This is a genomic window from Acinetobacter sp. NIOH-H-8 (assembly GCF_046635365.1).
In the GTDB taxonomy this organism is placed as follows: Bacteria; Pseudomonadota; Gammaproteobacteria; order Pseudomonadales; family Moraxellaceae; genus Acinetobacter.
Genome location: NZ_JBHDVN010000019.1, coordinates 1 through 25,527 on the forward strand (window position 1 = coordinate 1; position 25,527 = coordinate 25,527).

A 25,527-nucleotide genomic window follows, 5' to 3' on the forward strand; every position below is an offset into this window, starting at 1 on the left:
ACCATTTCACTAAAAACTGCTCGAGGTACACCAACCAAGCGCTGGAATTCAGAATCTGAAAAACGATTTAATTTCTGATATTTCATGAAATCTATATTGAGGCAGTTTTTACTTTCGCAAGAGGTCTAATAAACAGCCCATCGAATGATTCGGTACCCAAAAAACTGTCCGACCCTATTTTTGAACCGGCATAGCCAAAAGCCAAAGAGTACTGACTTATTAGGTTTTCTTGAGCATGATAAGGTGTAGTTGTAATTACTGCTTTATCTATTGGAACAGGATTACCATATTGAATAGCTAATGGTGTATTCGCTCCAGCAACTGAAGAAGCCTCAATCATTACCCCAATGAATAATAATTTTTTCATATCTATATCTCATTTTTATTGTGAACATAAGATACTAATTTTTTTGATAGAAAAACTACTCAGCACATCTATTTATAGGAACAACAATTTATGAGATTAAACAAACTATAAATACAACAATGTAATTCATCCACTTTTATAGAATTAAAGGACTAGGGTATAGAATTAAAGGACTAGGGCGACTTATACATATATATATTCTCAACAAGAGGTAATTCCCGATGGCTAAACCAGATGAAGAACTGAATGAAGAGTTTCCAGAAGAAGAATTAGATCCACAAGAGAAACAGGATCGAGAGATTCAACGCGGTCAGTTAGGCGTGAATCAAGACCCTCAGGTTAAAAGAGATCAAATACGTCAAAAACATCAGGATGAAGAGGAAGAGAATTCATAATTTATTTTATAGATCTGGAATTGATTTTTTAATCTAATGAGGAAAGTGAACTTAAAAATGATGGTGCGGCCAGCGGGACTCGAACCCACGCCACAGGCTTCGGAGACCTGTACTCTATCCAGTTGAGCTATGGCCGCAGCTTTTTGGAATGCGCACATCATAACAAAAAAACGCATAAGGTAAAGCAACTATCTATAACTTCGTTATTTTTATGCCTATCCTTTATACAGTGTGCCAAAACAGCAACAGAGAATTCCATGTGAATGACTTGGTTTATTCTGCAAGATCACTCACAATATCTCAACTTTTCACCATTTGAGATCTCTATGACTGATGCGCTGACATTAAGGGATTTGTCGAAGACCTATGGAAATGGTTTTCAGGCACTTAAAGGAATTAACTTAACTGTACCTGAAGGTGAATTCTATGCCCTGTTAGGACCTAATGGCGCGGGCAAGTCCACTACTATTGGTATTATCAGTTCATTAACAAGAAAAACTTCTGGAACCGTTGAAATTTTTGGTCACAATCTGGATACCCACCCTTCTGAAGCCAAACAATGTTTAGGCGTGGTACCCCAAGAATTTAACTTCGCCCAGTTTGAAAAAACCTTTGATATTCTGGTCACTCAAGCCGGTTATTACGGTATTCCTAAAAAAATTGCCCAAGCGCGTGCTGAAGAATATTTAAATAAACTGGGTCTTTGGGAAAAACGCTCTACCCAAGCTCGTATGCTTTCCGGTGGTATGAAACGTCGCCTGATGATTGCCCGTGCGATGATGCATGAACCAAAATTACTGATTCTGGATGAACCGACCGCCGGTGTAGATATCGAATTGCGTCGTTCCATGTGGGATTTTCTTAATGAAATGAACGGTAATGGTACTTCTATTATTTTAACGACTCATTATCTGGAAGAAGCAGAGATGTTGTGTCGTCGGATTGCGATTATCGACCGTGGTGTGATCAAAGAAGATACCACCATGAAGAACTTCCTGAATCAGCTCAATGAAGAATCCTTTATCTTCGATCTGGCTGCGCCTATTGAGCCATTAAAAATTGAAATTATTGGTGTGAAATTTAATTTAGTTGATCCAATGACCCTAGAAGTGACACTGGATAAAGCCCATTCCATGAATGATTTGTTCCAGTTACTGGAATCACAGAACATTCAGGTACGCAGTATGCGTAACAAGTCAAACCGCTTAGAAGAACTATTTGTGAAAATGGTCGAGAAAAATCTGGATGGAGCTGCACAATGAATATAAATCAGCTCGGCGTCGCCTTATATACCATCGTTCATAAAGAAGTTCGCCGCTTTATGCGGATCTGGCCACAAACTCTGTTGCCACCAGCAATTACCATGAGTCTATATTTCGTGATCTTCGGTAATCTGGTTGGTTCACGTATTGGGGAAATGGGCGGCTATAGTTATATGGAGTTTATTGTCCCTGGTCTGATTATGATGGCGGTGATTACTAATAGTTATGCCAACGTTTCTTCCAGCTTCTTTAGCTCAAAATTTCAAAAAAGTATTGAAGAGCTGATCATGAGCCCGGTACCTTTACATGCTATTTTATGGGGTTATGTATTGGGTGGGGTGATTCGTGGTCTATTTGTAGCGATTATTGTCAGTGCCATGAGCCTGTTTTTTGCAGACCTTTATATTACCAACTGGTTTGTGACTATATATACAGTACTCATTACCTCGCTATTATTCTCTCTAGGCGGTTTTATTAATGCTGTCTATGCCAAATCTTTTGATGATATCTCGATCATCCCGACTTTTGTACTTACACCACTGACCTATTTAGGCGGTGTATTTTATGCGATTTCAGCCTTAAGTCCGTTCTGGCAAAATCTCTCTTTAGTTAACCCGATCGTGTATATGGTCAATGCGTTCCGTTTCGGCATTTTAGGTCATAGTGATGTCAATGTTTCCGTTTCATTGGTCGTGATTACTTTCTGGTGTGCCGTGCTTTACGGTATTGCTTACTATTTATTGTCTCGTGGTTCAGGAATGCGTGAATAATGAGTGTAGAACATTCTCTCCTTGGTAAAGACACCAACTACCCAACAGAGTATCAACCCGATATTTTGTTCCCGATTTCTCGTGCGCCTGCCCGTGAAAAATATGCCCATGTTGAAGCTATTCAGCAAGGCAAAGACTGGTGGCATGTTTTTGAAATTTCATGGTTAAATTCTGCCGGCATACCTCAAGTGGCTATTGGTCGAATTACCCTGCCAGCATTTTCCCCAAATCTCATTGAATCAAAGTCTTTAAAGCTCTATTTCAATAGCCTGAACTTTGCCAAGTTTGATTCAAAAGAGGCCTTTATTGCAACTGTAGAAAAAGACCTCTCAAAAGCTGCCGGTGCTGAAATCACACTGGATCTTTTCCATGTTGATGAACTGGAAATTTCCAAGCCTGAAGGTATCTGTATTGATGACCTGACTCCGGAACGCCTGGAAAATCATCCAGATGCTTCTTTATTGTCTTTAAATCGGCACAGCGATGAAAATATCGAAGTGCAACTCTATTCACATTTATTAAGAAGTAACTGCCCAGTCACTGGACAACCGGATTGGGGTACAGTATTTATACGCTATCAGGGCAAAAAACCTTGTTATAAGAGTATTTTGGCTTATATTATTTCGTATCGTCAGCACAACGGTTTTCACGAACAATGTGTGGAACAGATGTTTGCCGATATCTGGCAAAATCTGAAACCGGAAAAGTTGATGGTATATGCGACCTATACACGCCGTGGTGGATTGGATATCAACCCTTGTCGTGTATCGGATTCCACATGGATGCCTCGCCCTATTCGTTTAGCGCGACAATAAAAAACATTGAGGTTTAAAAATGCCTTTTTTTGGTTTTATTCCTTCTGCAGAACTATTAAATACAATTCAGACTGCACAGAAAAATAAAAACTCGAGTGAACCGCTTTATCCACTGCGTGATAAAACTGCATTAATGATTAATGATGAAATTATTGATGCAATTCTCACGGAACTGGTACGCCGTTTTCCGGCAAGCGAAAAACGCGATACGGCAGAAAAATTGGCGGGCTATATCAAGTCTACTGTGGCAGTGTTACTCAAACAGTTACTAGGTAAAGCACCAAATGAAGTCGTCAAGGAGTCGATCGCTTTCTCTGAACGCAGCCTGTTTAAAGATCCGGAAGGAAATTTCCGTATTGGTGAACCTCTGGATGCCAATCTGGTCACCAATCTAAAACACCATTATGCAGAATTAAAAGCTGGCCAAAGTGTCGATAAACAAAGTCTCAGCAATTTGTACAAACAGTTTGGTGAAGCGACTGTACGTCATTTTATGGTCGACTTTAATAAAACCTTAGATTTAGGCATGATTAAACGCAAGGCTGCTGATATTGGTGCTTCAGCAGTAATCAAGGCGATTAATATTGCAGCAGATAAAATCATCCTGAATTTAAATAAGGATGAATTGCAGGCAATGGCAGAATATCACGACACTTTATTTTTTACTGAATAAAGCCGCATATTTATTAAAAAATGCAGATTAAGCCTGACTTCGGTCAGGCTTTTCTGTGGCTTAAGAAATAGCTTGTTACAGTTATTGTGAACTAAAATACAAAATGCTGAAAAAACAACCAAACTTTTCCTGTTTTTAAGGGAGTTTATATGACTCCTATTCATCAGAATGTTATCTTTAATATTGCCTCTAATGCCAGAAAATTGAGAAAAGTGAATTGATCTTTTTCATGGCACGATTCAAATGACATAGCCACAAACCTACCAAAAAATTGGAAATCATACCAAGATGTTGAAATCGAATTTTTATAAAAAATTGAAGCAGCTTTCGATCCTTGTCAGTGCATTCGGACTCAGTAGTTTAAGCCTGGCCAACGATTTTCAATATCATCCCTCTTATGCCAGTTTCAAGCAGAATACCATGCAGACCTATGGTCTAAGTGCTCAGCAAGTAGACAGTGCAATGACGGGAGCAAAAAATCTTCCAAATATTATCAATATCATGAATCGTCCAAGTGAAAGTAAGCCCTGGTATGCCTATAAGACCAATTTTCTGTCAGAAGGCACGATTCAACGTGGTGTACGTTTCAAGCAGCAATATGCTGCAACACTAAATCGCGCTGAGCAGCAGTTTGGTGTACCACAATCGATCATTCTGGGTATTTTGGGGGTAGAGACCGGTTTTGGCAGCAACAAGGGTTCATTTGTGACCCGTGATGCACTGGCAACTCTTGGCTTTGGTTATGAACGTCGTGCGCAATACTTCCAAGATGAACTGGCGGCATTGATCGCATGGTCATATAAGGATGGTGTGTCAGCATCCTCAATCGTCGGTTCTTATGCAGGTGCTGTCGGCTATCCGCAGTTTATGCCAAGTAATATTCCAAAGTATGGGGTCGACTATGATGGTAATGGCCATATCGATCTACGTAATTCTGCGGTAGATGCGATTGGTTCAATTGCAAACTATCTGGCTCAGAATGGCTGGCAACGAGATCAGCCAATTGCCTTTCCTGCCCGTTATAGCGGTTCGAATCCTGATTCTGTCATCGCCAAGGATCTCACACAGCCAACGCCTTATGGAGTAATCAAAACCCAAGGGATCAGTCCGATGAATCCGATTGTTCGTGTTGATGATCTTGATATGGTCAATGTCATTCAATTACAAGAAAATTACGGACCGATTTACTATATTACTTTTCCGAATTTTCAAGTGATTACCACGTACAATCGTAGTCGTATGTATGCCACTGCATTGTGGCTTTTAGGTACAGAAATTACGAACCGATAACAGTAAAAATTACTACATATTATTAAAGTCAAGATTTTTATTAAACAAAATGTCTAAATTTTAGGCATTTTTTACGCTTTGTTACAATATTGATTATTTTTTAATCACTCATTGTTTATTTTGCGTACTTTTTTTAACTATTTTAATTAAACACTAGACAGCCAGTTGCCAGCATGAATATTATCCAATTCGTTAAATGTAGTTGCATAAGTTAAATATCAGGCATGTTTATAGGGTTATCAGCTACTTAGGTCCAATCTAATGAAACATGCTGTTAGGAGTTGATTCAATGCATTCTTCTTTTCTGAAGTATTTTATGGCCATCGCCGCGACCGTTACCCTAACGCAATCGCAAGCAGATATGGTTCAGTCATCATCATTCAATAATGATCATGACAATTCGCGTCTTGCAGCGCGTGTATTAAACAAAGAAGCTCAAAGCTTCAATTCAAATTTCACAAATTTGAACAGCCTTTCAATCACTGAGCGTTCTGGCGATAAAGTTCGTCGTCAAACTATTGCAGCAAAAATTGCAATTCCTGCAGAAGAGCCTTCAGTGATTGAGAAACTGAACAATGTTGCTTCAAACACAGTTCGTAAATTCAGTCAGACAGGTACAGCATCTTGGTATGGTCGTCAGTTCCATGGCCGTAAAACTGCCAGTGGTGAAACATTCGATATGAATGCAATGACTGCTGCACACCGTAGCCTGCCATTAAACTGCTTTATCCGCGTGACTAACAAAAACAATGGTAAGAGTGTTGTTGTGAAGGTGAATGACCGTGGTCCATTCCATGGCAACCGTGTTCTAGATTTATCTTACGGTGCTGCTAAACAGCTTGGTATTACCAATGCTGGTACTGCACATGTCAATATTGAGCGTGTAGATGGTCCAAACTCATAAGATTTGACCGCTCTACATTTAACTCAAAAGCCACAGTCATGTGGCTTTTTTATTTGGTGATGTAGAGCAAGCATTCGACTTGCTTTTATCCTTAATACTGTCGATGTTATTCCATTCAGGTATAAGCTTTCTCTAACCCTTATCAACCCACTATCGATTTCATTTTGACCATACCTCCAAACTGTTTTATATTTTGAAAACCGACAGTACGTTCATGGATGGGAGCGATAGAATGAAAACAATATCCGAATGGTTAGATGAATATAGTGAAAGTCATCAAAACAAAACCAACAAACTGATCCATTGGGTCTGCGTGCCTACCATCTATTTTTCCATTATTGGCATCATGGCGCACTTTAGCGCTTTACTGACTGCTCTGCTCCTGGTTCTGGCTTTTGTGTTTTATGCACGTTTAGACATCGTACTGGCTGTAGCAATGGCAGCGCTAACCCTGATGATGGCTTGGTTCATCTGGGTTTTACCTGTAGGTATCGGCTTCTTTATTGCCTTGTTTGTTTTTGCCTGGATTGGGCAATTTTATGGACATAAAGTTGAAGGTAAAAAGCCTTCTTTCTTCAAAGACCTTCAATTCCTTCTCATTGGCCCGTTATGGTGCATGGATGCCTATTTAGGCAAAGTCCTACCTAAATGGAAATCTCGTCAATCTGAGGCAATACAGTGCGCTTAAAGCGTATGTAATATCATTACATTTATAAAACCAAGGAAAATTCCCTTATTGATAGGTTTTTCCTTGGTGTTTTAACCAACCACTGATGTGCTTATTGGATGGATCATGATGGGTCCAATGAATCACCCCACCTTTGTCGCTATATTCATACTCACCAAAAAACACAACCTGGTCACCATTTTGAATATTCTGGATGCGTGGCGCCAGATCAATATTGTGCGCAACTAATACAGTTTGACCAGTGGATAATTCCAGAATAAATTTCTGATGACGGGAACCTTCATTATCATCTTTCAATAACACTACCACCTTACCACTCGCTTGAACCTGAAGATCACTTTGTCTGTGCTGGTAAGCTTGCTCTATACGCTGGGTATCATCAGAAAGCTTATGCGTACTTTTTTGAACATTAGTCTGCTCTTGAAGCGCAATTTCTGCTGAAGGTATAAAAGTATTGGTCTGTTGTTTAGATTCTGATAAATCCAGACCTAAATAAGCAGCCACCAAAAGTGCAATGACAGCCCCGATCCCCATATTGGTTTTATTTGCCATAATTCCTCCTTGATTATTCTTTATTTAGTCATAAAAAAAGCCCCATTCGGGGCTTTTTTCTAATCCGTTACCGAATTATTTTGCAGCAGCCTGAGCAGCAGCAACTTCTTCAGCGAAAGAAAGCTCAGCTTTCTTCTCGATACCTTCACCCACTTCGAAACGAACGAAGTTAGCAACAGTAGTACCAGTCGCTTTAAGAACTTCAGCAACTTTCTTGTCGTTGTCGATTACGTATTGTTGACGCTCAAGAACAACTTCGTTCAGGTATTTCTCAACAGAACCTACAACCATTTTCTCAACAATGTTTGCTGGTTTGCCAGATTCAAGTGCTTTTGCTTCAGCGATTTCTTTTTCTTTCGCGATAAGGTCAGCAGGAACTTGTTCAGCGTTTACAGCAACCGGGTTGAATGCAGCAATGTGCATTGCCAAGCCTTTACCTGTTTCAGCATCACCTGAGTAAGATACAACAACACCGATACGAAGACCGTGTTTGTAAACAGCAAGGTTTTCACCTTCAACAATTTTCGCACGACGTACTTGGATGTTTTCACCGATTTTTTGAACTAGCGCAATACGAGCTTCTTCTACAGTAGCGCCATCTTCAAGTTTAAGTTCAGCGATTTTAGCAGCATCAGTTTCGTTTGCAGCAAGTGCAGCAGCAGCAACTTTCGCAGAGAAACCAGCAAAGTTTTCGTCTTTAGCAACGAAGTCAGTTTGGCAGTTTACTTCTAGAAGGATTGCTTTATTGCCTTCTTGAGCAATTGTGATCGCGCCGTCAGCAGCAATGTTACCAGCTTTTTTAGCTGCTTTTGCTTGACCAGATTTACGAAGGTTGTCGATCGCTAATTCGATGTCACCACCAGCTTCTGTCAAAGCTTTTTTACATTCCATCATTGCTAGACCAGTACGATCACGCAGTTCTTTAACCATGCTTGCTGTAACTGCAGTCATGTTTATCTCCTAAATTCGGTAGAAAATGAATTCTTTTTAGAACAGAAACGGCCCAGAGGATTCTCATGGGCCGCCTGCATACATAACGCTTACTTTGCCACCATCACGTGTCGCAAAAATGACAAGCTAGCGTCTAACGCATTAAGCCTCAGAAGCAGGAGCTTCTTCTGCTTTAGCTTGTGCATTTGCTTGTGATTGAGCATATTCTTTACCAGCAAGAATCGCATCAGCCATAGCAGAAGCATAAAGTGTTACTGCACGGATCGCATCGTCGTTACCCGGAATAACGTAGTCTACGTTGTCTGGGTTAGAGTTAGTATCAACGATACCGATTACAGGAATACCAAGGTTTTTAGCTTCTTTGATTGCAATCGCTTCGTGATCAACATCGATTACGAATAATGCGTCAGGTAAACCACCCATGTTTTTAACGCCGCCTAAAGCACGTTCAAGTTTTTCCATCTCACGGCTACGTTCTAAAGCTTCACGTTTAGTAAGTTTAGCGAAAGTACCGTCTTGAGATTGAGTTTGAAGGTCTTTTAAACGGTTGATAGATTGGCGAAGAGTTTTCCAGTTCGTCAACATACCACCTAACCAACGGTGATCTACGTATGGTTGACCAGCGCGTTGAGCTTGTTCACGGATGATTGCAGAAGCAGCACGTTTAGTACCAACGAACAAAACTTTGTTCTTTTTGCTAGCCAGTTGGTTAGCGAAGTTCAAAGCATCATTTAACGCAGGAACAGTGTGCTCAAGGTTGATGATGTGAATTTTGTTACGCGCGCCAAAGATGTATTGACGCATTTTTGGGTTCCAGAAACGAGTTTGGTGACCAAAGTGCGCACCAGCTTGTAGAAGGTCGCGCATGCTTACGTTGTAATCTGCCATTTTCTTTACCTTAAAGTTTGGGTTAGGCCTCCATATATCCGCATTCTCCACCCTTGCGGGCACCCAGAGTAATGTGACGATATATGTGCGGATTTTTAATACACCATTCAATCAGCCTCGCAAATATATTCACGAAAAAGCATTTGATAAAATGGGCGGCTATTTATACCATAGTCACATACAAATTTCCAAAAGTTTTTAGAGATCATGAACACTACTTATCAAGCTCCCCGTCGTTTAATCAAATCCGCAGAAGATATCGAAAAGATGCGTATCGCTGGACGACTGGCTGCAGAAGTGTTGGATATGATCAAACCGCATATCAAACCCGGCGTAACAACACTGGAATTGGATACGATTTGTCATGACTATATTGTAAATGTGCAGAATGCCATTCCTGCATGTTTAGGTTATGGTGCAGCGCCTGGCCGCCCTGCTTTCCAGCATACAATCTGTACATCTGTAAACCATGTGGTCTGTCACGGGATCCCATCTGAAAACAAGATCCTGAAAAAAGGCGATATTTTAAATATTGATGTCACTGTCATCAAAGATGGTTTCCATGGGGATACCAATATGATGTACATCGTGGGTGGTGAAACTTCAATTTTAGCAAACCGTCTATGTAAAGTCGCTCAAGAAGCTATGTATCGTGGTATGGCGGTAGTGAAACCAGGTGCAACGATTGGTGATATTGGTCATGCGATTCAAAAATATGTTGAATCTGAACGTTTTAGCGTTGTTCGTGAATATTGTGGCCACGGAATCGGCACAACTTTCCATGATGAACCGCAGGTGCTGCACTATGGTCAGCCAGATACCGGTATGGTGCTTGAAGAAGGTATGACTTTTACGATTGAACCAATGGTAAATGCTGGTGTTTGGCAAACCAAACTGCTGGGTGATAAATGGACTGTGGTCACTAAAGACCATAAATTATCAGCTCAATATGAGCACACTCTTTTAGTAACAAAAAATGGCATTGAAGTGCTGACTGCTCGTCCTGAAGAAGATTTGTCACGTTTTAGTGCATAATAACAACACTTCCTCATATAAATGGTCACTTTAAAGTGGCCATTTTTAGTTTATATTTCCCCTATTATTCTCATTCTCAAAGCATATTCTTAGTTCCCGTCTATCTAAACTATCTATCGATGTTCAAGATAAGGTTGCACTGATTCAGCATTTTTTTCGTATATTTTTCCAAATTCTTTTGCCCAATGTGCACCATTTTAGGCTAAGATAATGTGCTTTTTATTTTTTAATCCCTATAAGAAGGAATACTGCCGTGGACGTACGTCTCTCTGATCGTGTGAATGCCATCAAACCGTCCCCTACGCTTGCTGTGACAAACAAGGCTGCTGAACTGAAAGCTGCTGGTCACAACGTTATTGGTTTGGGCGCAGGTGAGCCAGATTTTGATACCCCTCAACACATCAAAGATGCAGCAATTGCAGCAATTAACAACGGTTTCACCAAATACACCGCTGTTGATGGTACGCCAGGTCTTAAAAAAGCAATTATTGCTAAATTAAAACGTGACAATAACCTTGATTATCAAGCGAACCAAATCCTGGTTTCTTGTGGTGGTAAACAGTCTTTCTTTAACTTGGCACTTGCTTTGTTAAACAAAGGTGATGAAGTGATCATCCCTGCTCCATTCTGGGTAAGCTATCCAGACATGGTGATCATTGCTGAAGGCACACCAGTAATCGTGAAATGTGGTGAAGAACAACGTTTCAAAATTACTCCTGAGCAATTAGAAGCTGCGATCACTGACAAAACTCGTCTAGTGGTATTAAACAGTCCTTCTAACCCGACTGGCATGATCTACACTAAAGCTGAATTAGAAGCTTTAGCAGCAGTACTGCGTAAATACCCAGAAGTATTCATCGCATCTGATGACATGTACGAACCAATCCGTTGGGAAGATGAATTCTACAACATCGCAACTGTTGCGCCTGACCTTTACGACCGCACTATCGTATTAAACGGTGTGTCTAAAGCCTATGCAATGACAGGCTGGCGTATCGGCTATGCAGCAGGTCCTGCTAAACTGATCGGTGCGATGAAAAAAATCCAGTCTCAATCAACTTCTAACCCAACTTCTATTTCACAAGTTGCTGCAGAAGCTGCATTGAATGGTCCTCAAGACGTTCTTGTACCAATGGTTGAAGCGTTCAAACGTCGTCATGACCTAGTTGTGAATGGCTTGAATGACATTAAAGGTATTTCTTGTCTACCTGCTGATGGTGCATTCTATGCATACGCAAACATCAAACCATTGATTCGTGCGAAAGGTCTGAACTCTTGCACAGAATTCTCTGCTTGGTTATTAGAAGAAACTGGCGTTGCAGTCGTTCCTGGCGATGCATTCGGTCTAGGTGGTTTCATGCGTATCTCTTACGCAACTGCTGACGAAGTATTAGTTGATGCACTTGCACGTATCAAAAAAGCTGCTGATTCTATTGAAGGCGTTGATGAGGCGATTGCTTCGATCGAAGCTGAAAAAGCTGCGAAATAATCTAATTGATTAGATAAAAAAACCCGCGATCATCGCGGGTTTTTTTATGCAGTTTGTAGATGCTTACGGTATTTAAGTGCCAAACAAAGCAAACACATCAATGCGGCAAAGGTATAGGAAATAGCCAGCATCCACCAGAAACCACTTATTCCCGAAACATCCAGATTGAGATTGAAGAGCGACACTGGATGATAAGCCAAATACCAGCCTCCGCCCAATCCACCTAATAGCAGTACACCACTAAAAATAAACATGGGGAAGATCACCACTTTCCAGCAGCGTAGCATATTGACGCTAATCACCAGAATCGCATCAAAAATATGCATCCAGCATAATAAGAACATCAATGCCAGACTCACCGTAAGCACATCCGTATGATCACTAAATAGCGCCACAATCGGTTTCTGAAAAATTGCGATCAAGACCGCCAGAACAACTGCGCTTGCAACCACCACACGTAACGCTTTAAAAGTTAAAGCCCAGGCAGATTGCACTTGATTTGCACCAATCCTAGTAGAGACCAGAATGCTAAAGGCAGAGCTCATCGAAAATGGCACCATAAACAGCAGGCCAGCCAAACCCCTCGCTACTTGATGCGCATTCACCATTATCTCCCCCAAAGGCAAGATCAATAATGCAATCGCACTAATTGTAAAGACATCAATAAATACGACAATTGCTGAGGGTAAGCCGATTCTTAAAATTTTTAGCAAAGTCTTAAAATGGAAAAATTGTCCCGACCAGTGCACACGCAACTGCTTTTCCAGAAATATCAGGTAATAGACCACTAATAGTGCCCATTGAACAGTCAGATGAGCAATAAAAGCTCCCTCAACCCCATAGGCGGGCACATAACCCTGAATCCCAAAAATCAGGCAATAAGCCAAACTCACTTTGAATATCAGATAAAAAATATTGGCATAGAATACACGCTTCGCCTGACCACAGGCTTGCGTTAAAATATATAAAATACGCACTAACAAATGTGCTGGAAGCGTCCAAGCCAGTAACCATAAACAAGGTTGAATCAAAGCCTGTAATGCACTATCTGCTTTTAATAAATGCAGCAATGGATCCGCATGAGTCAATAACCATCCTGCAAAGACAGACAGGACACCGACAATAAGGATGCTCTGTTTCAGGATTTTTTGAATATCATCAAAAGCACGTCGCCCATATGCTTCAGCAAGTTCCTGCATCATACCCTGCAAGATCCCCGTCCCCGAAACAAATAATAAAGAATAAATAGATAAACACACAGCCATAGCAGCCACATGTTGCGGTGAGTAATGAGACAGGAAAATCATGTCAAATATTCCGGCCAACATTATGATGCTATTACTCAAAAAAATAGGCACCCAAAGATGCAAAAACTGTTTCATTGCAAAATCACTCTATTCTTAATTTTTTTCTCGGGTTTTATTTTTAAACTGAATTATTTAAAACTGAGATATACAGTGGAAATCACATACAATCCTTGTGCCATAAATCTTTATATTTATTGATTTTTATAAAAAAGTTCAGTCTCTATCTTCAGTTCGCTTATAGAAAATAATAATTTTTTAAGCTCAGAAATTATGAGTTTTTCATTCTAATGTTTAACAATTTAATAAAAAGAAAGAATGATCACAACATGAAAAGTAGAACGCTATTTGAAATACGAACCTGCTAATCACTATTTTCATCAGATAAAATCACCAGACTTGCTCTTCCTTTATCTGATTATATTTATTTCAGGAATCAGGTTGCTGAAACATGGCAATGACCTCAGCTTCTGTCATTTTTTTGGTTTGATTGTTAAATGAATAAAATGCTGGCTGATGATCTATATAAATTTCTAAATTGAAATCCAGATCCTCTGGCAGTTGCTCCAAAGTAAATACATTAATATTGGCAAAGGAATGATCTTTGGTCCGCCAGAAAATAAAAGTATCACAGGCATTGCAAAAACCACGCTCTGCCCATTCAGAAGTACTTGCAACAGATAAATGCTGCTGATCAATAAAGTGAATATTTTCTATATCAATCGACATGAGAGGCCCACTTGTGTGGCGGCACATGGAACAATGACAGGCGGCCACTTCATAACTTCTAAGCTGAACTTCAAATCGAGTCACACCGCATAAACATCTCGCTTTCATGATTATTCTTCCTCGGTATTATTATTTTACCGGATTCATTATAAGTAAAAGGCTTTGTACATTTCCTCATACAATTTTTTATTGCTGATCGAAGCACCATCTGCCTAAACTTGTCATTCAAATCCAGTATTTAAAATAATAAGGACAAGCTATGAATCTCAAGAATCTTTCAGGTTTGCAGATTATGCAAGAGATGCTTAAGGGCGACCTACCTATGCCTTCTATGGCAACCACTATTCCCATGTCTGCAAGCGAAGTCGAACCGGGACACGTGACCTTTGTTGTAAAAGCTGATGAACGCCATCTGAATCCTATGGGAGGTATACATGGCGGTTTTGCTGCAACTGTTTTAGATACGGTAACAGGCTGCGCGATTCATACTTTACTTGAAGCCGGTGTCGGTTATGGCACAATTGATCTGAATGTAAAAATGTGCCGTCCAATTCCTCACAACCAAGAACTAAAAGCAATCGGAAAATCAATTAATCTCAGTAAAAATCTAGGCATTTCTGAGGGTCAAATTCTGGATGACGAAGGCCGTATTTATGCCCATGCCACAGCAACCTGCATGATTTTTCTCAATTCCGACCATTAACGTGTTTAAGGCTTAAAGTACGCCCCATTTCCCTTGCGGTGCTTTTACCAGTTTCGGCTGGGTCAATGCCCGATATTCGAAATAATGCTTAGAAACATTCGCTACACTCAGTACCTGAGTTTCTTTAGCAGAAGCTTGCCACACTTTAGACTGGTTCGATCCGGTCAGAAGATTGCCAGCAAGCTCATAAATATAAAGATCTTTTTTCTGAGCTTCAGGCATGTTCAGAAAAATCTCAAAACTAAATTGGCGTTCTTTTTCGACCAGCCACTTTTCTGCAAACCATAGTTGCAACAAGTCACCCAGATATAACTGTTTAGTCGCTAAGGGCCATAAACGGATTTCTGCACCAGCCACAGGGGTAAAGTATTGAGCAGAATCTTGAATAATTTCGAGATAATGATCTTGATAAAAAGACAGTTGAGAGAAAATTTGAGGGATAGTGAGCGTATTCATTCGCTTTCTCCGGTTTAGCCATTTTTGTGCTGGCAAGTAGGTTTAAATCCACACTGTTTGACCATTTGGTCAAACGACTTTATGTTTTCAATCTAGCAAGTGAAATTTGTTCTGACAAGCATTTTTTAAGAAATTAATGCAATCGTTTAAATTAAAATCAGATAAGTGCAATTTGTAATAAATATGACAGTTTTTGCTTGACCCTTGATGAAATCTCTCTATAATCGCATTCAGATTCTCCCATAGCTCAGTCGGTAGAGCGACGGACTGTTAATCCGCAGGTCCCTGGTTCGAGCCCAGGTGGGAGAGCCAAATTCAAGAAAGCCCGCAGCATTAAAGCGGGCTTTTTTATTGCCTGAAATTTCATTTATAAAATGATTCGATTCTTCTTTTCTCTTATATATTCTTACTCTGCCCTTTTATTTACCTAGTTAGATTGGACTATATTTTCATTTAATCAAATGTGTTTATACATACTTATTTTTAGTTGATAACAACGTTTACTATCTTGCATGATGTTAATTTCTCCACTCTTACTGTAAGAAACATCAGATTAAATTTTATATCGCTTAGGCTATTTTAAATTCTTTTAATAAATAAGTTAGCTACAGATTCTTTATAGTTATAAAAAAATCCCCCGATTTGGAGGATCTTCTTTGATGTCTTAATAAAGTAGCTTCTTAAGCTGCTTTCGTTGGCACACCACTATGGAAACGGAACATTTCATCTGGACTGAGAATCAGATTCTTTTCTACTTCCCGGATATGCTCAATTCGGCTTTGAATATCTTCTTGCGGATTTTTCAGTTTTGCAGTTTTAGCCACATCCAAAGCTAAGGCCAAGTAGTCCTCAAAATGGCGAGATTCAGATTTGAGCAAGTAACGGTAATAGCGTCCTAACTCGTCATCCACCAGCGGAGCAAGCGCATAGAAACGCTCACAAGAGCGTGCTTCTACAAAAGCACCAATCACCAGCACATCAATTAATGCTTCTGGTTCATAGGTCCGGATTTCCTTACGCAAACCACTCGCATAACGCCCTGCACTGAGACCAATCCATTGCTGGCCACGCTTATTCATGAATTCCAGCACCTGTTCATAGTGCAGCATTTCTTCACGTACCAGTTGCGCCAGTTTCACCTGCAAATCTACAAAGAAGCTATAGCGGAACATCAGGTTCATTGCTGTACTGGCTGCTTTCTTCTCACAGTTAGCATGATCCTGCATCAGGATCTCCAGATTCTGTAATGCCTCATCGAGCCAGGCTTTTGGTGTTTCACAACCCAGGAAGCCAATGACAGGCTTCATCAGTTCATCATAATCAATATTTGACATATGTTTCTTGCAATCTTAACGCGCAGCTTTAATTACAGCCTTCATTTGTTGAACCGCTTGCGCTAGACCAATAAAAACTGCATCTGCAATAATCGAGTGACCAATATTTAATTCATGAATTTGAGGAATTGCAGCAATTGGAGTGACATTATCCAGGTTCAGACCGTGACCTGCATTGACCACCAGACCTTTAGAAGCCGCATACTCTGCCCCTTTGATAATGCGCTCCAATTCAACCTGCTGTGCTTCAGGTGTTGCTGCATCGGCATAAGCACCTGTATGAAGCTCAATTGTAGGTGCACCACAAGCCACTGCTGCATCAATCTGGGCAAAGTCAGCATCAATAAATAGCGACACATCACAACCAATCGCAGTCAGTTCCTGAGTAGCCTTCTTTACATCTTCAAAATGACCAATTACATCCAAACCACCTTCAGTCGTCACTTCCTGACGTTTTTCCGGTACAAAGCAGACATGCTGCGGCTGGATTTCTTTAGCAATCGTCACCATTTCATCAGTTACGGCCATTTCCAGATTCATATGCGTGGTCAATACCGGACGCATACGACGTACATCTTCGTCCTGAATATGTCGGCGGTCTTCGCGCAAATGCAGGGTAATTCCCTCTGCACCGGCTTGCTCACAGATCAATGCAGCATTGACTGGGTCTGGGTAGGTCGTACCACGTGCTTGTCTTAAAGTTGCGACATGGTCAATATTGACACCAAGTAATGCAGCCATAATATTTTCCTAACTACGATTGAGATTGAGAATTTTGGATCCACAATTGTCGACTTTTCAGTGGTCGGTCACCAAGCAAAGCAGTGATCACCTGTCGATATAGCTTCGTCAGTAATTGTAACTGTTCTGGATTAAAATCCCTACCATTTTCATAGTGCTGCATTGTTAAAATCTGCTGGCCCGACATGGTTGAGCGCAAGGCCTTGGCCGAAGGCATAAAACCTTCATTCAACTGAAAATAGTAATGTTGCAAGGGATTGATTGGTGCCTGATTGGCATCGACCGAAAAATCCAGTTCATAGCCCAGTTCTTCTAATAAGATATGTTCAAACTGACGCAGAACCTGTTTTAAATAAGTATTGGGATTTTCCTGATCGGAGAGTTTTTGCAAGGCATTCAACGTTTCGCCATATTTGGCAAAGGTCAGCGGCATTTGCACTTCAAGCGGACATAAACGCAACAGGATTTCATTTAGATAAAAGCCAGAAAAGAAGGCATCGCCAAAAAAAAAGATCGGCTGATTAACAATTTCTAATTTGGTGAAGTTTTTGAGTTCAGATTTGCCAGAGGCTAGCAAGCTGATGGGTTGATATTGTGGTGGAGGATTTTGTCTCAGTATTCCGTCAATACGGCCATATTCCTGGGTAAATAAATGCACAATATGACTGCGATCGCGATATTTACGATGATGAATCAAGTATCCATGCAGCACTTCATTACGCATAGGCTGCTTCTTTAGTCTTTATTCTTTTTTGATTTTTTCTCGTCTTCTTCGTCATCCCCATCGGGAATGGCGGCACCCACAACAGCCGCGGTCCCTTTGACCGCGTACTTTGTGGTTTTATATGCAACTTTGGCAGGAACGGTCACTACTTTATGAATACAGCCCTGCAAAAATAAAACACATGCAATAACTGCCAGAAATTTCATCATGATCCGTTCCTATCCAATTTAAATGTCGCTATAACCTAGACTTTTCAGGGCTCGCTCATCATCAGACCAGCCGCCTTTGACTTTCACCCAAAGCGTTAGCATGATTTTCTGTTCGAACATCTTTTCCATATCGACACGTGCATCCATACCGATTTTCTTCAGCTTGGAGCCTTTTTCACCAATCACAATGGCTTTTTGGCCAGCACGATCAACAAAAATAGTGGCATCAATATAAGTACATGCCGGCTTCATACGACCTGTTTTTTCATTCAGGGTCGGCTCTTCAGTTTTGAAAGATTCGATCTGAACAGTTAAATCGTATGGCAGTTCTTCACCTAACTGACGCATGATCTTTTCACGGATAATTTCAGAGGCCAGGAAACGCTCTGAACGATCAGTGAGCTGATCCAGTGAATACAGTGGGGGCTGGAATGGCAGGTACTTGGCAATCGTATCGCGTAAGTGTTCGAGATTTGCACCACGAAGTGCAGATACCGGTACGATTTCAGCAAAGTTCATCAGTTTGGCACGTTCACGAATCAGCGGTAAGGCCTCATTCTTGTTCTCAAACGTGTCCAGCTTGTTGATTACCAGAATTACTGGCATATCCGCATTTTTTAATTTCTCCAGAACAAGCTCGTCGTTCTGGGTCCATTTCTGTGCGTCAACTACAAACAGTACCAGGTTTACGTCACGCAGTGCAGAGTGCGCAGCTCGGTTCATCATTTTATTGATGGCACGCACTTCTTTCTTATGCATCCCCGGTGTATCAACAAATACTGCCTGAGATTTTTCACGTGAATCAATCCCTACGATTTTATGACGTGTAGTTTGTGGCTTACGTGAAGTAATCGAAAGTTTCTGGCCCAGTAAGTGGTTCATCAAGGTCGATTTACCTACGTTTGGACGTCCGACAATCGCCACGAAACCGCTACGATAATCAGAAGGAATTTCAGTACCCTGTGCACTGAAAAATTGACTAATCAAGTCATTGCTGTCGCTTTGCGACTCGTGATCAGCATCAATGTGATCGGAATGAGTAGTCATTAAGACTTATGCTCCAAATGTTTTAAAATATCTGCCGCAACCGCCTGTTCAGCGAATCGTCGACTTGAACCTTCACCGGCCATGACCGGCAAGCCTTCTACCTGGCATTCCACTTTGAAATGCTGGTTCGGGGCATCACCCTGAATATCTACAACCTCGTAAACTGGGAGAGGTTTTTTACGTGCTTGTAAATATTCCTGTAGGCGTGATTTAGGGTCTTTCAGCTGGTCAGTCGGCTCAATATTGTCTAAATATGGTTCGTACCATTTTAGCACAATCGCCTGTAGTACAGTGAGATCACCGCAATCCACATAAATTGCACCAATGATAGCTTCGACCGTGTCGGCAAGTATAGACTCACGATGATGACCACCCGATTTCAGTTCACCCGTACTGAGAATCAAGTTCTGACTCAATTTTAGATCATTGGCAATTTTCCCTAACGCTTCCTGTCGGACAAGAGTCGCACGCATACGCGTCAGACGGCCCTCATTTTCCTGCGGGTAAGCAGTAAAGAGATAATTGGCTATGATCATCCCTAAAAGAGAATCGCCTAGAAATTCTAGGCGTTCATAGTTGTGTTTATGACTGACTGAACGATGGGTCAGTGCCAGTTTTAACAGATCAGCTTGTTTAAACTGATAGCCGATCCGTTTGGCAAGACGCTCATCATTTAGTTTTGACTGTGCTTTGATCAAAATCTTTCTCAAACTTCATCACTAAATCGATATTCAATATGAAATTCTTGCGAATTTCATAATTCTTGTGCACCTGTAAACCATCAGTGTTGGTTACTTTGGCAATTTCATCAAATTTCAGATCACGAATATTGTTCATTTCTAAACGCTGCCCCATCTGTTGACGAAATTTTTCTGGCGCAATATTTGCCGGAGAACTCTTTAAAAGTTCCTCAATCTGATTGTCCACCATACGATCATCAAAGTATGGCCCCCAAACTGCAATCGCCACTTTGGCAAGAAAAGCAAACCCCACGATTGCAAATAAAATTCCAATATACGAAGCACCTTGTTGATGTTTCATTTTTTATTTTCCTGACTGAAATAATTAATCGATTATTCCGTTTCGACTAAACGATGGCAGTTTAAAGCCAGGTTCTTTATGCATCCAGATATAGAATGCGCGACCTGTTAAGTTTTCTTCCGGAACAAAGCCCCAGAAACGACTGTCAGCACTTTGATCGCGATTATCCCCCATCGCAAAGTAATGGCCTTCTGGAACTTTCACTTCCCAATATAAACCATTTTCAGCTGAAAACTTACCATTTTCTATATAGTTAAGGAATGGAGCCTGACGAGCTACATTTACTCCTTCCAGTTCACGCATAGTGAAAGTATGTTCGCCAATGGTTTCTTTATGATAAATCGAATTTGGCGTATCTAGGCGATCTTTTTCACGGCTGAATTCTACTGAAACTTTTGCTACTTTCTCACCATTAATGGTTAACTGGCCATGATCATAAACAATATGATCACCTGGCAAACCAATTACACGTTTGATATAGCTAATCGTTGGTTGTGGCGGATAGCGGAAGACCACGACATCACCACGTTCCGGGCTACCTGTATCCAGAATTTTTGTATTTACAATTGGTAATTTCACACCATAGTCAAATTTATTGACCAGGATAAAATCACCGGTTTCCAGGGTTGGAACCATGGAATCTGATGGAATATTGAAAGGTTCGTACAGGAAAGAACGCAAAACTAAAACGACCGCCAAAACCGGCCAGAAATCATAAGCCCAGGTAATAATGAAATTTTCATTGCCCTTACCTTTGGTCTGTCGTTGTTTCAGAACAAACTTATCTAGCAACCAAACCGCGACGAAAAATAAGGTCGCAGGAACAAGAATTAAATTAAAATCAAAATCCATGGGCTTATTATCCTTATAGTATTAGCGTTCGACTTTCAGTACAGCTAAGAACGCTTCTTGTGGAATTTCAACGCTACCCACCTGTTTCATACGTTTCTTACCTTCTTTCTGTTTTGCAAGAAGTTTCTTCTTACGTGATACGTCACCACCATAACATTTTGCCAATACGTTTTTACGCATTGCTTTTACAGTAGAACGGGCAATAATTTGCGCACCAATAGCCGCCTGAATTGCCACATCAAACATCTGACGAGGAATCAGGTCTTTCATTTTTTCAACCAGTGCAATTCCACGATGACGTGCATCCTGGCGATGGCAAATCATTGCTAAAGCATCGACTTTTTCACCATTGATCAGGACATCCACTTTCACCAGTGATGAACTTTCAAAACGCACAAAGTTGTAATCTAGTGACGCAAAACCACGTGAACAAGATTTCAATTTATCAAAGAAATCCATCACCACTTCGGCCATTGGAATTTCAAAAGTAACAGATACCTGATTCGCCATGAACTTCATGTCTTTCTGTACACCACGGCGCTCAATACATAAGGTCATGACATTACCCAGGTATTCCTGTGGCACGAGGATATGACACTCTGCAATTGGTTCACGCAGGTCTTCAACAGTTGAGCCATCTGGCATTTTTGACGGGCTATCGATGTAAATGGTATTGCCATTTTTCATCACTGCTTCATAAATTACCGTTGGTGCTGAAGAGATCAAATCCAGATCGTATTCACGTTCTAGACGCTCCTGTACGATCTCCATGTGCAGCATACCTAAGAAGCCACAGCGGAAACCGAAGCCTAGAGCATCAGAACTTTCTGGTTCGAAGAACAGCGCAGAGTCATTGATTTGCAGTTTATGCAATGCTTCACGGAAAGGTTCAAAATCACTGGAATCGATTGGGAACAGGCCCGCATAGACCTGTGGTTTTACTTTTTTGAAACCAGGTAATGTTGGAACTTCTGGAGTAGTTGCCAGTGTAATGGTATCACCCACTGGTGCACCAAAAATGTCTTTAATACCGGCAATTACGAAACCAACTTCACCCGCTTCAAGAATATCGGTTTCAGTATGCTTCGGATTGAAAATACCGACTGAAGTGATGATATGTGTCTGACCCGTCGATTTCACCAGCATCTTGTCGCCTTTGCGAACACGCCCCTGTTTCACACGAACTAGAGATACCACGCCCAAGTAGTTATCGAACCATGAGTCAATAATCAACGCTTGCAGCGGTGCATCACGTTCACCTGTTGGTGCAGGAATGACATTCACCAGCGTTTCAAGTACACCTTCAATACCTAGGCCAGTTTTTGCTGAACAGGTCGGTGCTTCAGTCGCTTCAATCCCGATAATATCTTCAATTTCCTGAATTACACGTTCGGGTTCAGCCTGTGGCAAGTCAATCTTGTTCAGTACTGGTAAAACTTCCAGACCCTGCTCAATCGCGGTATAGCAGTTTGCTACAGACTGCGCTTCTACCCCTTGCGCTGCATCCACAACGAGAAGTGCACCTTCACAGGCCGCTAAAGAACGTGAAACTTCATAAGAGAAATCCACGTGTCCCGGGGTATCAATGAAGTTCAACTGATACTCTTGACCATTTGGATGGGTATAGTACAAGGTGACCGAAGCCGCTTTGATGGTAATCCCACGTTCGCGTTCAAGTTCCATAGAATCAAGAACTTGAGCCTGCATTTCACGATCCTGCAAACCACCACAAGTTTGAATAAAACGGTCTGCCAGAGTCGATTTACCGTGGTCAATATGCGCAATAATCGAGAAGTTACGAATGTTTTTAATATCAACAGATTTTTTAGCTTGCGCCATGGGCTACCTTGAGAAAAAAACGCGCCATGCAATTTAAAAAGTCATTGCATAACAAAAGCCGAATAGAAATTGCCGAGGATTATAGCAGAATGGAGATACAGAAAAAGAATTATCTTTCTTCTCTCTCGCTTATCTTAAATACGTAACTGCTTTATTTTTTATTTTCTTTTCCTCAGCTTTTTTCCATGAAAACAGCTTATTAAATGGACTGCTTCCTATTTGGTAGCTCCCCTCTATTCAATCTCGATATCATCACTTTATTAGATTGATTCTTCTCTTATCGCCTTTACTTCTTCACTCAAATATAAAGTAGAAAAATCATAAGGGTTAATACTGTCTGAGAGAGGCTGATAAGCTTGGGTAAAACTTGGCGACATACGCTTCGGGCGACCCGACGCAATTTCGATACAGGCCCACTGTGTGCTACCGGTAAATAGGACATTCTGATCCTGTGGACGATAAAAAGCATACTGTCTGAATGAATATAAGGCATTCAAATCACTTAACCAGGTTCGTAGAATCAGCTCATCCCCTTCAAATGCCGCCTTGCGATACTGGACATGATGTTCAACTGCAACCATGGCATGTTTAAGTTGCAGATACTCATTTAAACCGAGTCCTAATTGCTCGATATGGGCCGAGGCCACATCCTGCATCCACTGCACATAAATGACGTTATTCACATGTCCTAAACGGTCGATATGTTCAGGTTGTACCTTTAAAACTTGGTCAAAAATACCAGTCACTTTTCTCTTATCCTTTATCGCAATTTTTTCCATGTACAGAGTCTACAGAAATTATGCCTCGGGTAAATTGCGAAAAATAAAAAACCGCCTATACAAGCGGTCTTTTATTGAAGATTCATTTATTTTATGAAATGCGCATCCCGACAATGGCACGTTGACCCTGACGAATCAGACCGACACGGGCAACACTACCTTTTTTTAGATCTGCCACCGCTTCCACAAACTGGTTACTGTTCAATATCGCTTTACCATTGATTTGAGTCACGACATCATTTGGCATGATCCGTGCCTGAGCTGCGATCCCGTCTCTACGGACGTCCTGAATGACTACACCACCCTTAATCTCTAAACGTTCTTTTTCAGCCGGGCTTAATTCACGAATAGTAACGCCTAATACCGGCCCTTTATTTGGCTGGGCCTGATTACCTGCTTTGGCTGGAGTTTCATCTGGTGCAGTTGTTAAGGTTGCATTGATATTACGACGTTTATCATCACGTAATACTTCCAGCTGAATCTGCTGTTTAGGCGCAGAACGGTTCAAATAGTTCAGCAACTGGCTAGTGCGTGAAATATCAGTACCGTTGTATTTTAAAATCACGTCACCGGCTTGCAGACCCGCTTTAGCTGCTGGCGAGTTTGGTGCCACCTGGGTAATTAAAGAACCTTCTGGCTTAGATAATTTGTAAGATTCAGCCAAAGTACGGTCGATATCTTGCAGGCTTACACCCAAATAAGAACGGGTCACCTTACCATCGCGTTTCAGCTGGTCAGCGACTTCCATAGCGACATCAATGGGAATCGAAAATGACAGCCCCATATAACCACCAGTACCACTGAAGATTCGTGAGTTCACCCCCACCACTTCACCGCGCTGGTTAAATAGCGGTCCACCCGAGTTTCCCGGGTTGAGGGCAACGTCAGTTTGAATAAATGGTACGGCTGTTTCGCCCATCATGTTACGCATCTTGGCACTGACAATGCCGGCAGAAGCGGAGTAGTCAAAACCAAAAGGTGAACCGATTGCTAATACGGGTTCACCTACACGTAATTTATCGACATCACCAGTACGCAGTTCCGGGAAACCTGAACCATTAACTTTCAATAAAGCGACGTCAGTACGCTCGTCGCTTCCCACGACTGTCGCATCAATTTCCCGACGATCATTCAAGGTAATTGTCACTTTAGACGCATCTTCAACTACGTGGTGGTTGGTCAGCAGATAGCCATCCTTACTAATGAAGAAGGCACTCCCATATCCGGTTTTTTCCTGCGGTACACGTGGCTGCGGAATAATCACTTGATTACCAAAGAAACGGCGTAAAATTTCAGGAACCTGTTGTTGCAAGAGCTCTTCTTCGCTCATTTTTTTGACAACACTTACACTGACCACTGCCGGACTGACCTGATCAACCAGGTTAGAAAAATCGACGGGTGTTACTGCCTGTAACTGAGCAGCACTCATAGTAACAGTCGCTGCAAATAATCCTTTTTTTAAATCCAGAATTTTCATATAAATTATTCACCCAAATTGTTGATAAATTTATGTAAATAGGTTTTATCACAAACTTCATATATTTTAAGTAACAATATGTTCGAAAGCTTGAATGTTAGCAACCTTTAATTTTTCTAAAGCATTAAGTTAAAGCTTTTATTAATTTTTTTCATCAATAAATGAGCACTTAAACGCTTGCCTTTTGTACAAAAAAGCGCTCTGATTACCGGA

29 protein-coding genes, 2 tRNA genes and 1 pseudogene are annotated in these 25,527 nt (G+C 41.1%); 12 read left to right on the forward strand and 20 right to left on the reverse strand.

From position 1 onward, the window contains the following. A pseudogene (locus ACEWB7_RS09225) lies at positions 1–86 on the reverse strand (IS5/IS1182 family transposase); the annotation flags it as partial. Positions 87–91: 5 nt separating this feature from the next. Then, positions 92–367 carry a hypothetical protein gene (locus ACEWB7_RS09230; protein ID WP_411580661.1) on the reverse strand — a complete coding sequence of 92 codons (276 nt, stop codon included), beginning with the start codon at positions 365–367 and terminating at the stop codon, positions 92–94. Between the two features lie 221 nt (positions 368–588). Between ACEWB7_RS09230 and ACEWB7_RS09235 the strand changes: the two genes are divergently transcribed. Further along, positions 589–762 carry a hypothetical protein gene (locus ACEWB7_RS09235; protein WP_171505603.1) on the forward strand — a complete coding sequence of 58 codons (174 nt, stop codon included), beginning with the start codon at positions 589–591 and terminating at the stop codon, positions 760–762. 61 nt (positions 763–823) lie between these two features. Here ACEWB7_RS09235 and ACEWB7_RS09240 read toward each other — a convergent pair. Beyond that, positions 824–899 (reverse strand) — tRNA-Arg (locus tag ACEWB7_RS09240). Between the two features lie 189 nt (positions 900–1,088). Between ACEWB7_RS09240 and ACEWB7_RS09245 the strand changes: the two genes are divergently transcribed. The 7 genes from ACEWB7_RS09245 to ACEWB7_RS09275 all read left to right on the forward strand — a co-directional run bounded on the left by ACEWB7_RS09245 (position 1,089) and on the right by ACEWB7_RS09275 (position 7,164). Continuing rightward, positions 1,089–2,024, forward strand: coding sequence for an ABC transporter ATP-binding protein (locus ACEWB7_RS09245; RefSeq protein ID WP_411580662.1), 936 nt, complete (start codon positions 1,089–1,091; stop codon positions 2,022–2,024). Next, positions 2,021–2,794 carry an ABC transporter permease gene (locus ACEWB7_RS09250; RefSeq protein ID WP_159124083.1) on the forward strand — a complete coding sequence of 258 codons (774 nt, stop codon included), beginning with the start codon at positions 2,021–2,023 and terminating at the stop codon, positions 2,792–2,794. The genes ACEWB7_RS09245 and ACEWB7_RS09250 overlap by 4 nt, the downstream gene beginning before the upstream one ends. Continuing rightward, on the forward strand, positions 2,794–3,609 hold the full coding sequence (gene queF / locus ACEWB7_RS09255; protein ID WP_411580663.1) for an NADPH-dependent 7-cyano-7-deazaguanine reductase QueF: 816 nt from the start codon (positions 2,794–2,796) through the stop codon (positions 3,607–3,609). The genes ACEWB7_RS09250 and queF overlap by 1 nt, the downstream gene beginning before the upstream one ends. 19 nt (positions 3,610–3,628) lie before the next feature. Continuing rightward, the gene (locus ACEWB7_RS09260) at positions 3,629–4,282 is read left to right on the forward strand and encodes a hypothetical protein (RefSeq protein WP_004784477.1); all 654 of its coding nucleotides are present in this window, start codon (positions 3,629–3,631) and stop codon (positions 4,280–4,282) included. Positions 4,283–4,570: 288 nt separating this feature from the next. Beyond that, on the forward strand, positions 4,571–5,572 hold the full coding sequence (mltB, locus tag ACEWB7_RS09265; protein WP_411580665.1) for a lytic murein transglycosylase B: 1,002 nt from the start codon (positions 4,571–4,573) through the stop codon (positions 5,570–5,572). Between the two features lie 289 nt (positions 5,573–5,861). Further along, positions 5,862–6,476, forward strand: a complete 615-nt coding sequence (locus tag ACEWB7_RS09270; RefSeq protein ID WP_004784482.1) for a septal ring lytic transglycosylase RlpA family protein — start codon at positions 5,862–5,864, stop codon at positions 6,474–6,476. Between the two features lie 232 nt (positions 6,477–6,708). After that, a complete protein-coding gene (locus ACEWB7_RS09275; protein ID WP_005236656.1) occupies positions 6,709–7,164 on the forward strand; it encodes a DUF962 domain-containing protein in 456 nt (151 codons plus the stop codon). Between the two features lie 45 nt (positions 7,165–7,209). Here the strand turns inward: ACEWB7_RS09275 and ACEWB7_RS09280 are convergent, their stop codons facing one another. The 3 genes from ACEWB7_RS09280 to rpsB all read right to left on the reverse strand — a co-directional run bounded on the left by ACEWB7_RS09280 (position 7,210) and on the right by rpsB (position 9,555). Continuing rightward, on the reverse strand, positions 7,210–7,716 hold the full coding sequence (locus ACEWB7_RS09280) for a DUF3465 domain-containing protein (RefSeq protein ID WP_034171234.1): 507 nt from the start codon (positions 7,714–7,716) through the stop codon (positions 7,210–7,212). A 75-nt stretch (positions 7,717–7,791) separates the two neighbouring features. Next, on the reverse strand, positions 7,792–8,667 hold the full coding sequence (gene tsf / locus ACEWB7_RS09285; protein ID WP_004784491.1) for a translation elongation factor Ts: 876 nt from the start codon (positions 8,665–8,667) through the stop codon (positions 7,792–7,794). Positions 8,668–8,808: 141 nt separating this feature from the next. Then, positions 8,809–9,555 (reverse strand): 30S ribosomal protein S2, encoded by a 747-nt coding sequence (rpsB, locus tag ACEWB7_RS09290; RefSeq protein ID WP_004784492.1) that lies wholly within the window; start codon positions 9,553–9,555, stop codon positions 8,809–8,811. Positions 9,556–9,762: 207 nt separating this feature from the next. On the opposite strand from rpsB, the gene map reads away from it, so the two are divergent. Together map and ACEWB7_RS09300 are read left to right on the forward strand one after the other, a co-directional pair. After that, positions 9,763–10,590 carry a type I methionyl aminopeptidase gene (map, locus tag ACEWB7_RS09295; protein ID WP_004784494.1) on the forward strand — a complete coding sequence of 276 codons (828 nt, stop codon included), beginning with the start codon at positions 9,763–9,765 and terminating at the stop codon, positions 10,588–10,590. Between the two features lie 253 nt (positions 10,591–10,843). Continuing rightward, positions 10,844–12,079, forward strand: coding sequence for a pyridoxal phosphate-dependent aminotransferase (locus ACEWB7_RS09300; protein ID WP_005236666.1), 1,236 nt, complete (start codon positions 10,844–10,846; stop codon positions 12,077–12,079). A 44-nt stretch (positions 12,080–12,123) separates the two neighbouring features. On the opposite strand, the gene ACEWB7_RS09305 is transcribed toward ACEWB7_RS09300, so the two are convergent. Both ACEWB7_RS09305 and ACEWB7_RS09310 read right to left on the reverse strand, forming a co-directional pair. Then, positions 12,124–13,386 (reverse strand): MATE family efflux transporter, encoded by a 1,263-nt coding sequence (locus ACEWB7_RS09305; RefSeq protein ID WP_228761268.1) that lies wholly within the window; start codon positions 13,384–13,386, stop codon positions 12,124–12,126. A gap of 426 nt (positions 13,387–13,812) precedes the next feature. Continuing rightward, positions 13,813–14,220, reverse strand: a complete 408-nt coding sequence (locus ACEWB7_RS09310; RefSeq protein WP_175967872.1) for a GFA family protein — start codon at positions 14,218–14,220, stop codon at positions 13,813–13,815. Positions 14,221–14,371: 151 nt separating this feature from the next. On the opposite strand from ACEWB7_RS09310, the gene ACEWB7_RS09315 reads away from it, so the two are divergent. Further along, positions 14,372–14,815 carry a PaaI family thioesterase gene (locus ACEWB7_RS09315; protein ID WP_034706607.1) on the forward strand — a complete coding sequence of 148 codons (444 nt, stop codon included), beginning with the start codon at positions 14,372–14,374 and terminating at the stop codon, positions 14,813–14,815. A 12-nt stretch (positions 14,816–14,827) separates the two neighbouring features. Here the strand turns inward: ACEWB7_RS09315 and ACEWB7_RS09320 are convergent, their stop codons facing one another. Continuing rightward, positions 14,828–15,271 (reverse strand): hypothetical protein, encoded by a 444-nt coding sequence (locus tag ACEWB7_RS09320; RefSeq protein ID WP_034171231.1) that lies wholly within the window; start codon positions 15,269–15,271, stop codon positions 14,828–14,830. A 236-nt stretch (positions 15,272–15,507) separates the two neighbouring features. On the opposite strand from ACEWB7_RS09320, the gene ACEWB7_RS09325 reads away from it, so the two are divergent. After that, a tRNA-Asn gene (locus ACEWB7_RS09325) sits at positions 15,508–15,583 on the forward strand. A gap of 368 nt (positions 15,584–15,951) precedes the next feature. Here ACEWB7_RS09325 and ACEWB7_RS09330 read toward each other — a convergent pair. The 11 genes from ACEWB7_RS09330 to ACEWB7_RS09380 all read right to left on the reverse strand — a co-directional run bounded on the left by ACEWB7_RS09330 (position 15,952) and on the right by ACEWB7_RS09380 (position 25,314). Continuing rightward, complete coding sequence (locus ACEWB7_RS09330; protein WP_175967875.1) at positions 15,952–16,605, reverse strand: tRNA-(ms[2]io[6]A)-hydroxylase; 654 nt, start codon at positions 16,603–16,605, stop codon at positions 15,952–15,954. Positions 16,606–16,620: 15 nt separating this feature from the next. Beyond that, positions 16,621–17,346, reverse strand: a complete 726-nt coding sequence (gene pdxJ, locus ACEWB7_RS09335) for a pyridoxine 5'-phosphate synthase (protein ID WP_175967877.1) — start codon at positions 17,344–17,346, stop codon at positions 16,621–16,623. A gap of 13 nt (positions 17,347–17,359) precedes the next feature. Beyond that, positions 17,360–18,070 (reverse strand): DNA repair protein RecO, encoded by a 711-nt coding sequence (gene recO / locus ACEWB7_RS09340; protein WP_175967879.1) that lies wholly within the window; start codon positions 18,068–18,070, stop codon positions 17,360–17,362. An 11-nt stretch (positions 18,071–18,081) separates the two neighbouring features. Beyond that, the gene (locus ACEWB7_RS09345; RefSeq protein WP_034171227.1) at positions 18,082–18,279 is read right to left on the reverse strand and encodes an NF038104 family lipoprotein; all 198 of its coding nucleotides are present in this window, start codon (positions 18,277–18,279) and stop codon (positions 18,082–18,084) included. An 18-nt stretch (positions 18,280–18,297) separates the two neighbouring features. Next, positions 18,298–19,326, reverse strand: coding sequence for a GTPase Era (gene era, locus ACEWB7_RS09350; protein WP_004784513.1), 1,029 nt, complete (start codon positions 19,324–19,326; stop codon positions 18,298–18,300). Then, the gene (rnc, locus tag ACEWB7_RS09355; protein WP_004784515.1) at positions 19,326–20,024 is read right to left on the reverse strand and encodes a ribonuclease III; all 699 of its coding nucleotides are present in this window, start codon (positions 20,022–20,024) and stop codon (positions 19,326–19,328) included. The genes era and rnc overlap by 1 nt, the downstream gene beginning before the upstream one ends. Next, positions 19,996–20,367 (reverse strand): DUF4845 domain-containing protein, encoded by a 372-nt coding sequence (locus tag ACEWB7_RS09360; protein WP_034703931.1) that lies wholly within the window; start codon positions 20,365–20,367, stop codon positions 19,996–19,998. The genes rnc and ACEWB7_RS09360 overlap by 29 nt, the downstream gene beginning before the upstream one ends. Before the next feature lie 24 nt (positions 20,368–20,391). Continuing rightward, positions 20,392–21,219 (reverse strand): signal peptidase I, encoded by an 828-nt coding sequence (gene lepB / locus ACEWB7_RS09365; RefSeq protein ID WP_175967883.1) that lies wholly within the window; start codon positions 21,217–21,219, stop codon positions 20,392–20,394. A gap of 21 nt (positions 21,220–21,240) precedes the next feature. Further along, positions 21,241–23,058: a translation elongation factor 4 gene (gene lepA, locus ACEWB7_RS09370; RefSeq protein ID WP_004784519.1), complete on the reverse strand. Its 1,818-nt coding sequence runs from the start codon at positions 23,056–23,058 to the stop codon at positions 21,241–21,243. A gap of 260 nt (positions 23,059–23,318) precedes the next feature. After that, positions 23,319–23,804: an acyl-CoA thioesterase gene (locus ACEWB7_RS09375; protein WP_175967885.1), complete on the reverse strand. Its 486-nt coding sequence runs from the start codon at positions 23,802–23,804 to the stop codon at positions 23,319–23,321. Positions 23,805–23,928: 124 nt separating this feature from the next. Continuing rightward, complete coding sequence (locus tag ACEWB7_RS09380; protein WP_034171221.1) at positions 23,929–25,314, reverse strand: Do family serine endopeptidase; 1,386 nt, start codon at positions 25,312–25,314, stop codon at positions 23,929–23,931. Positions 25,315–25,527 lie beyond the last annotated feature (213 nt).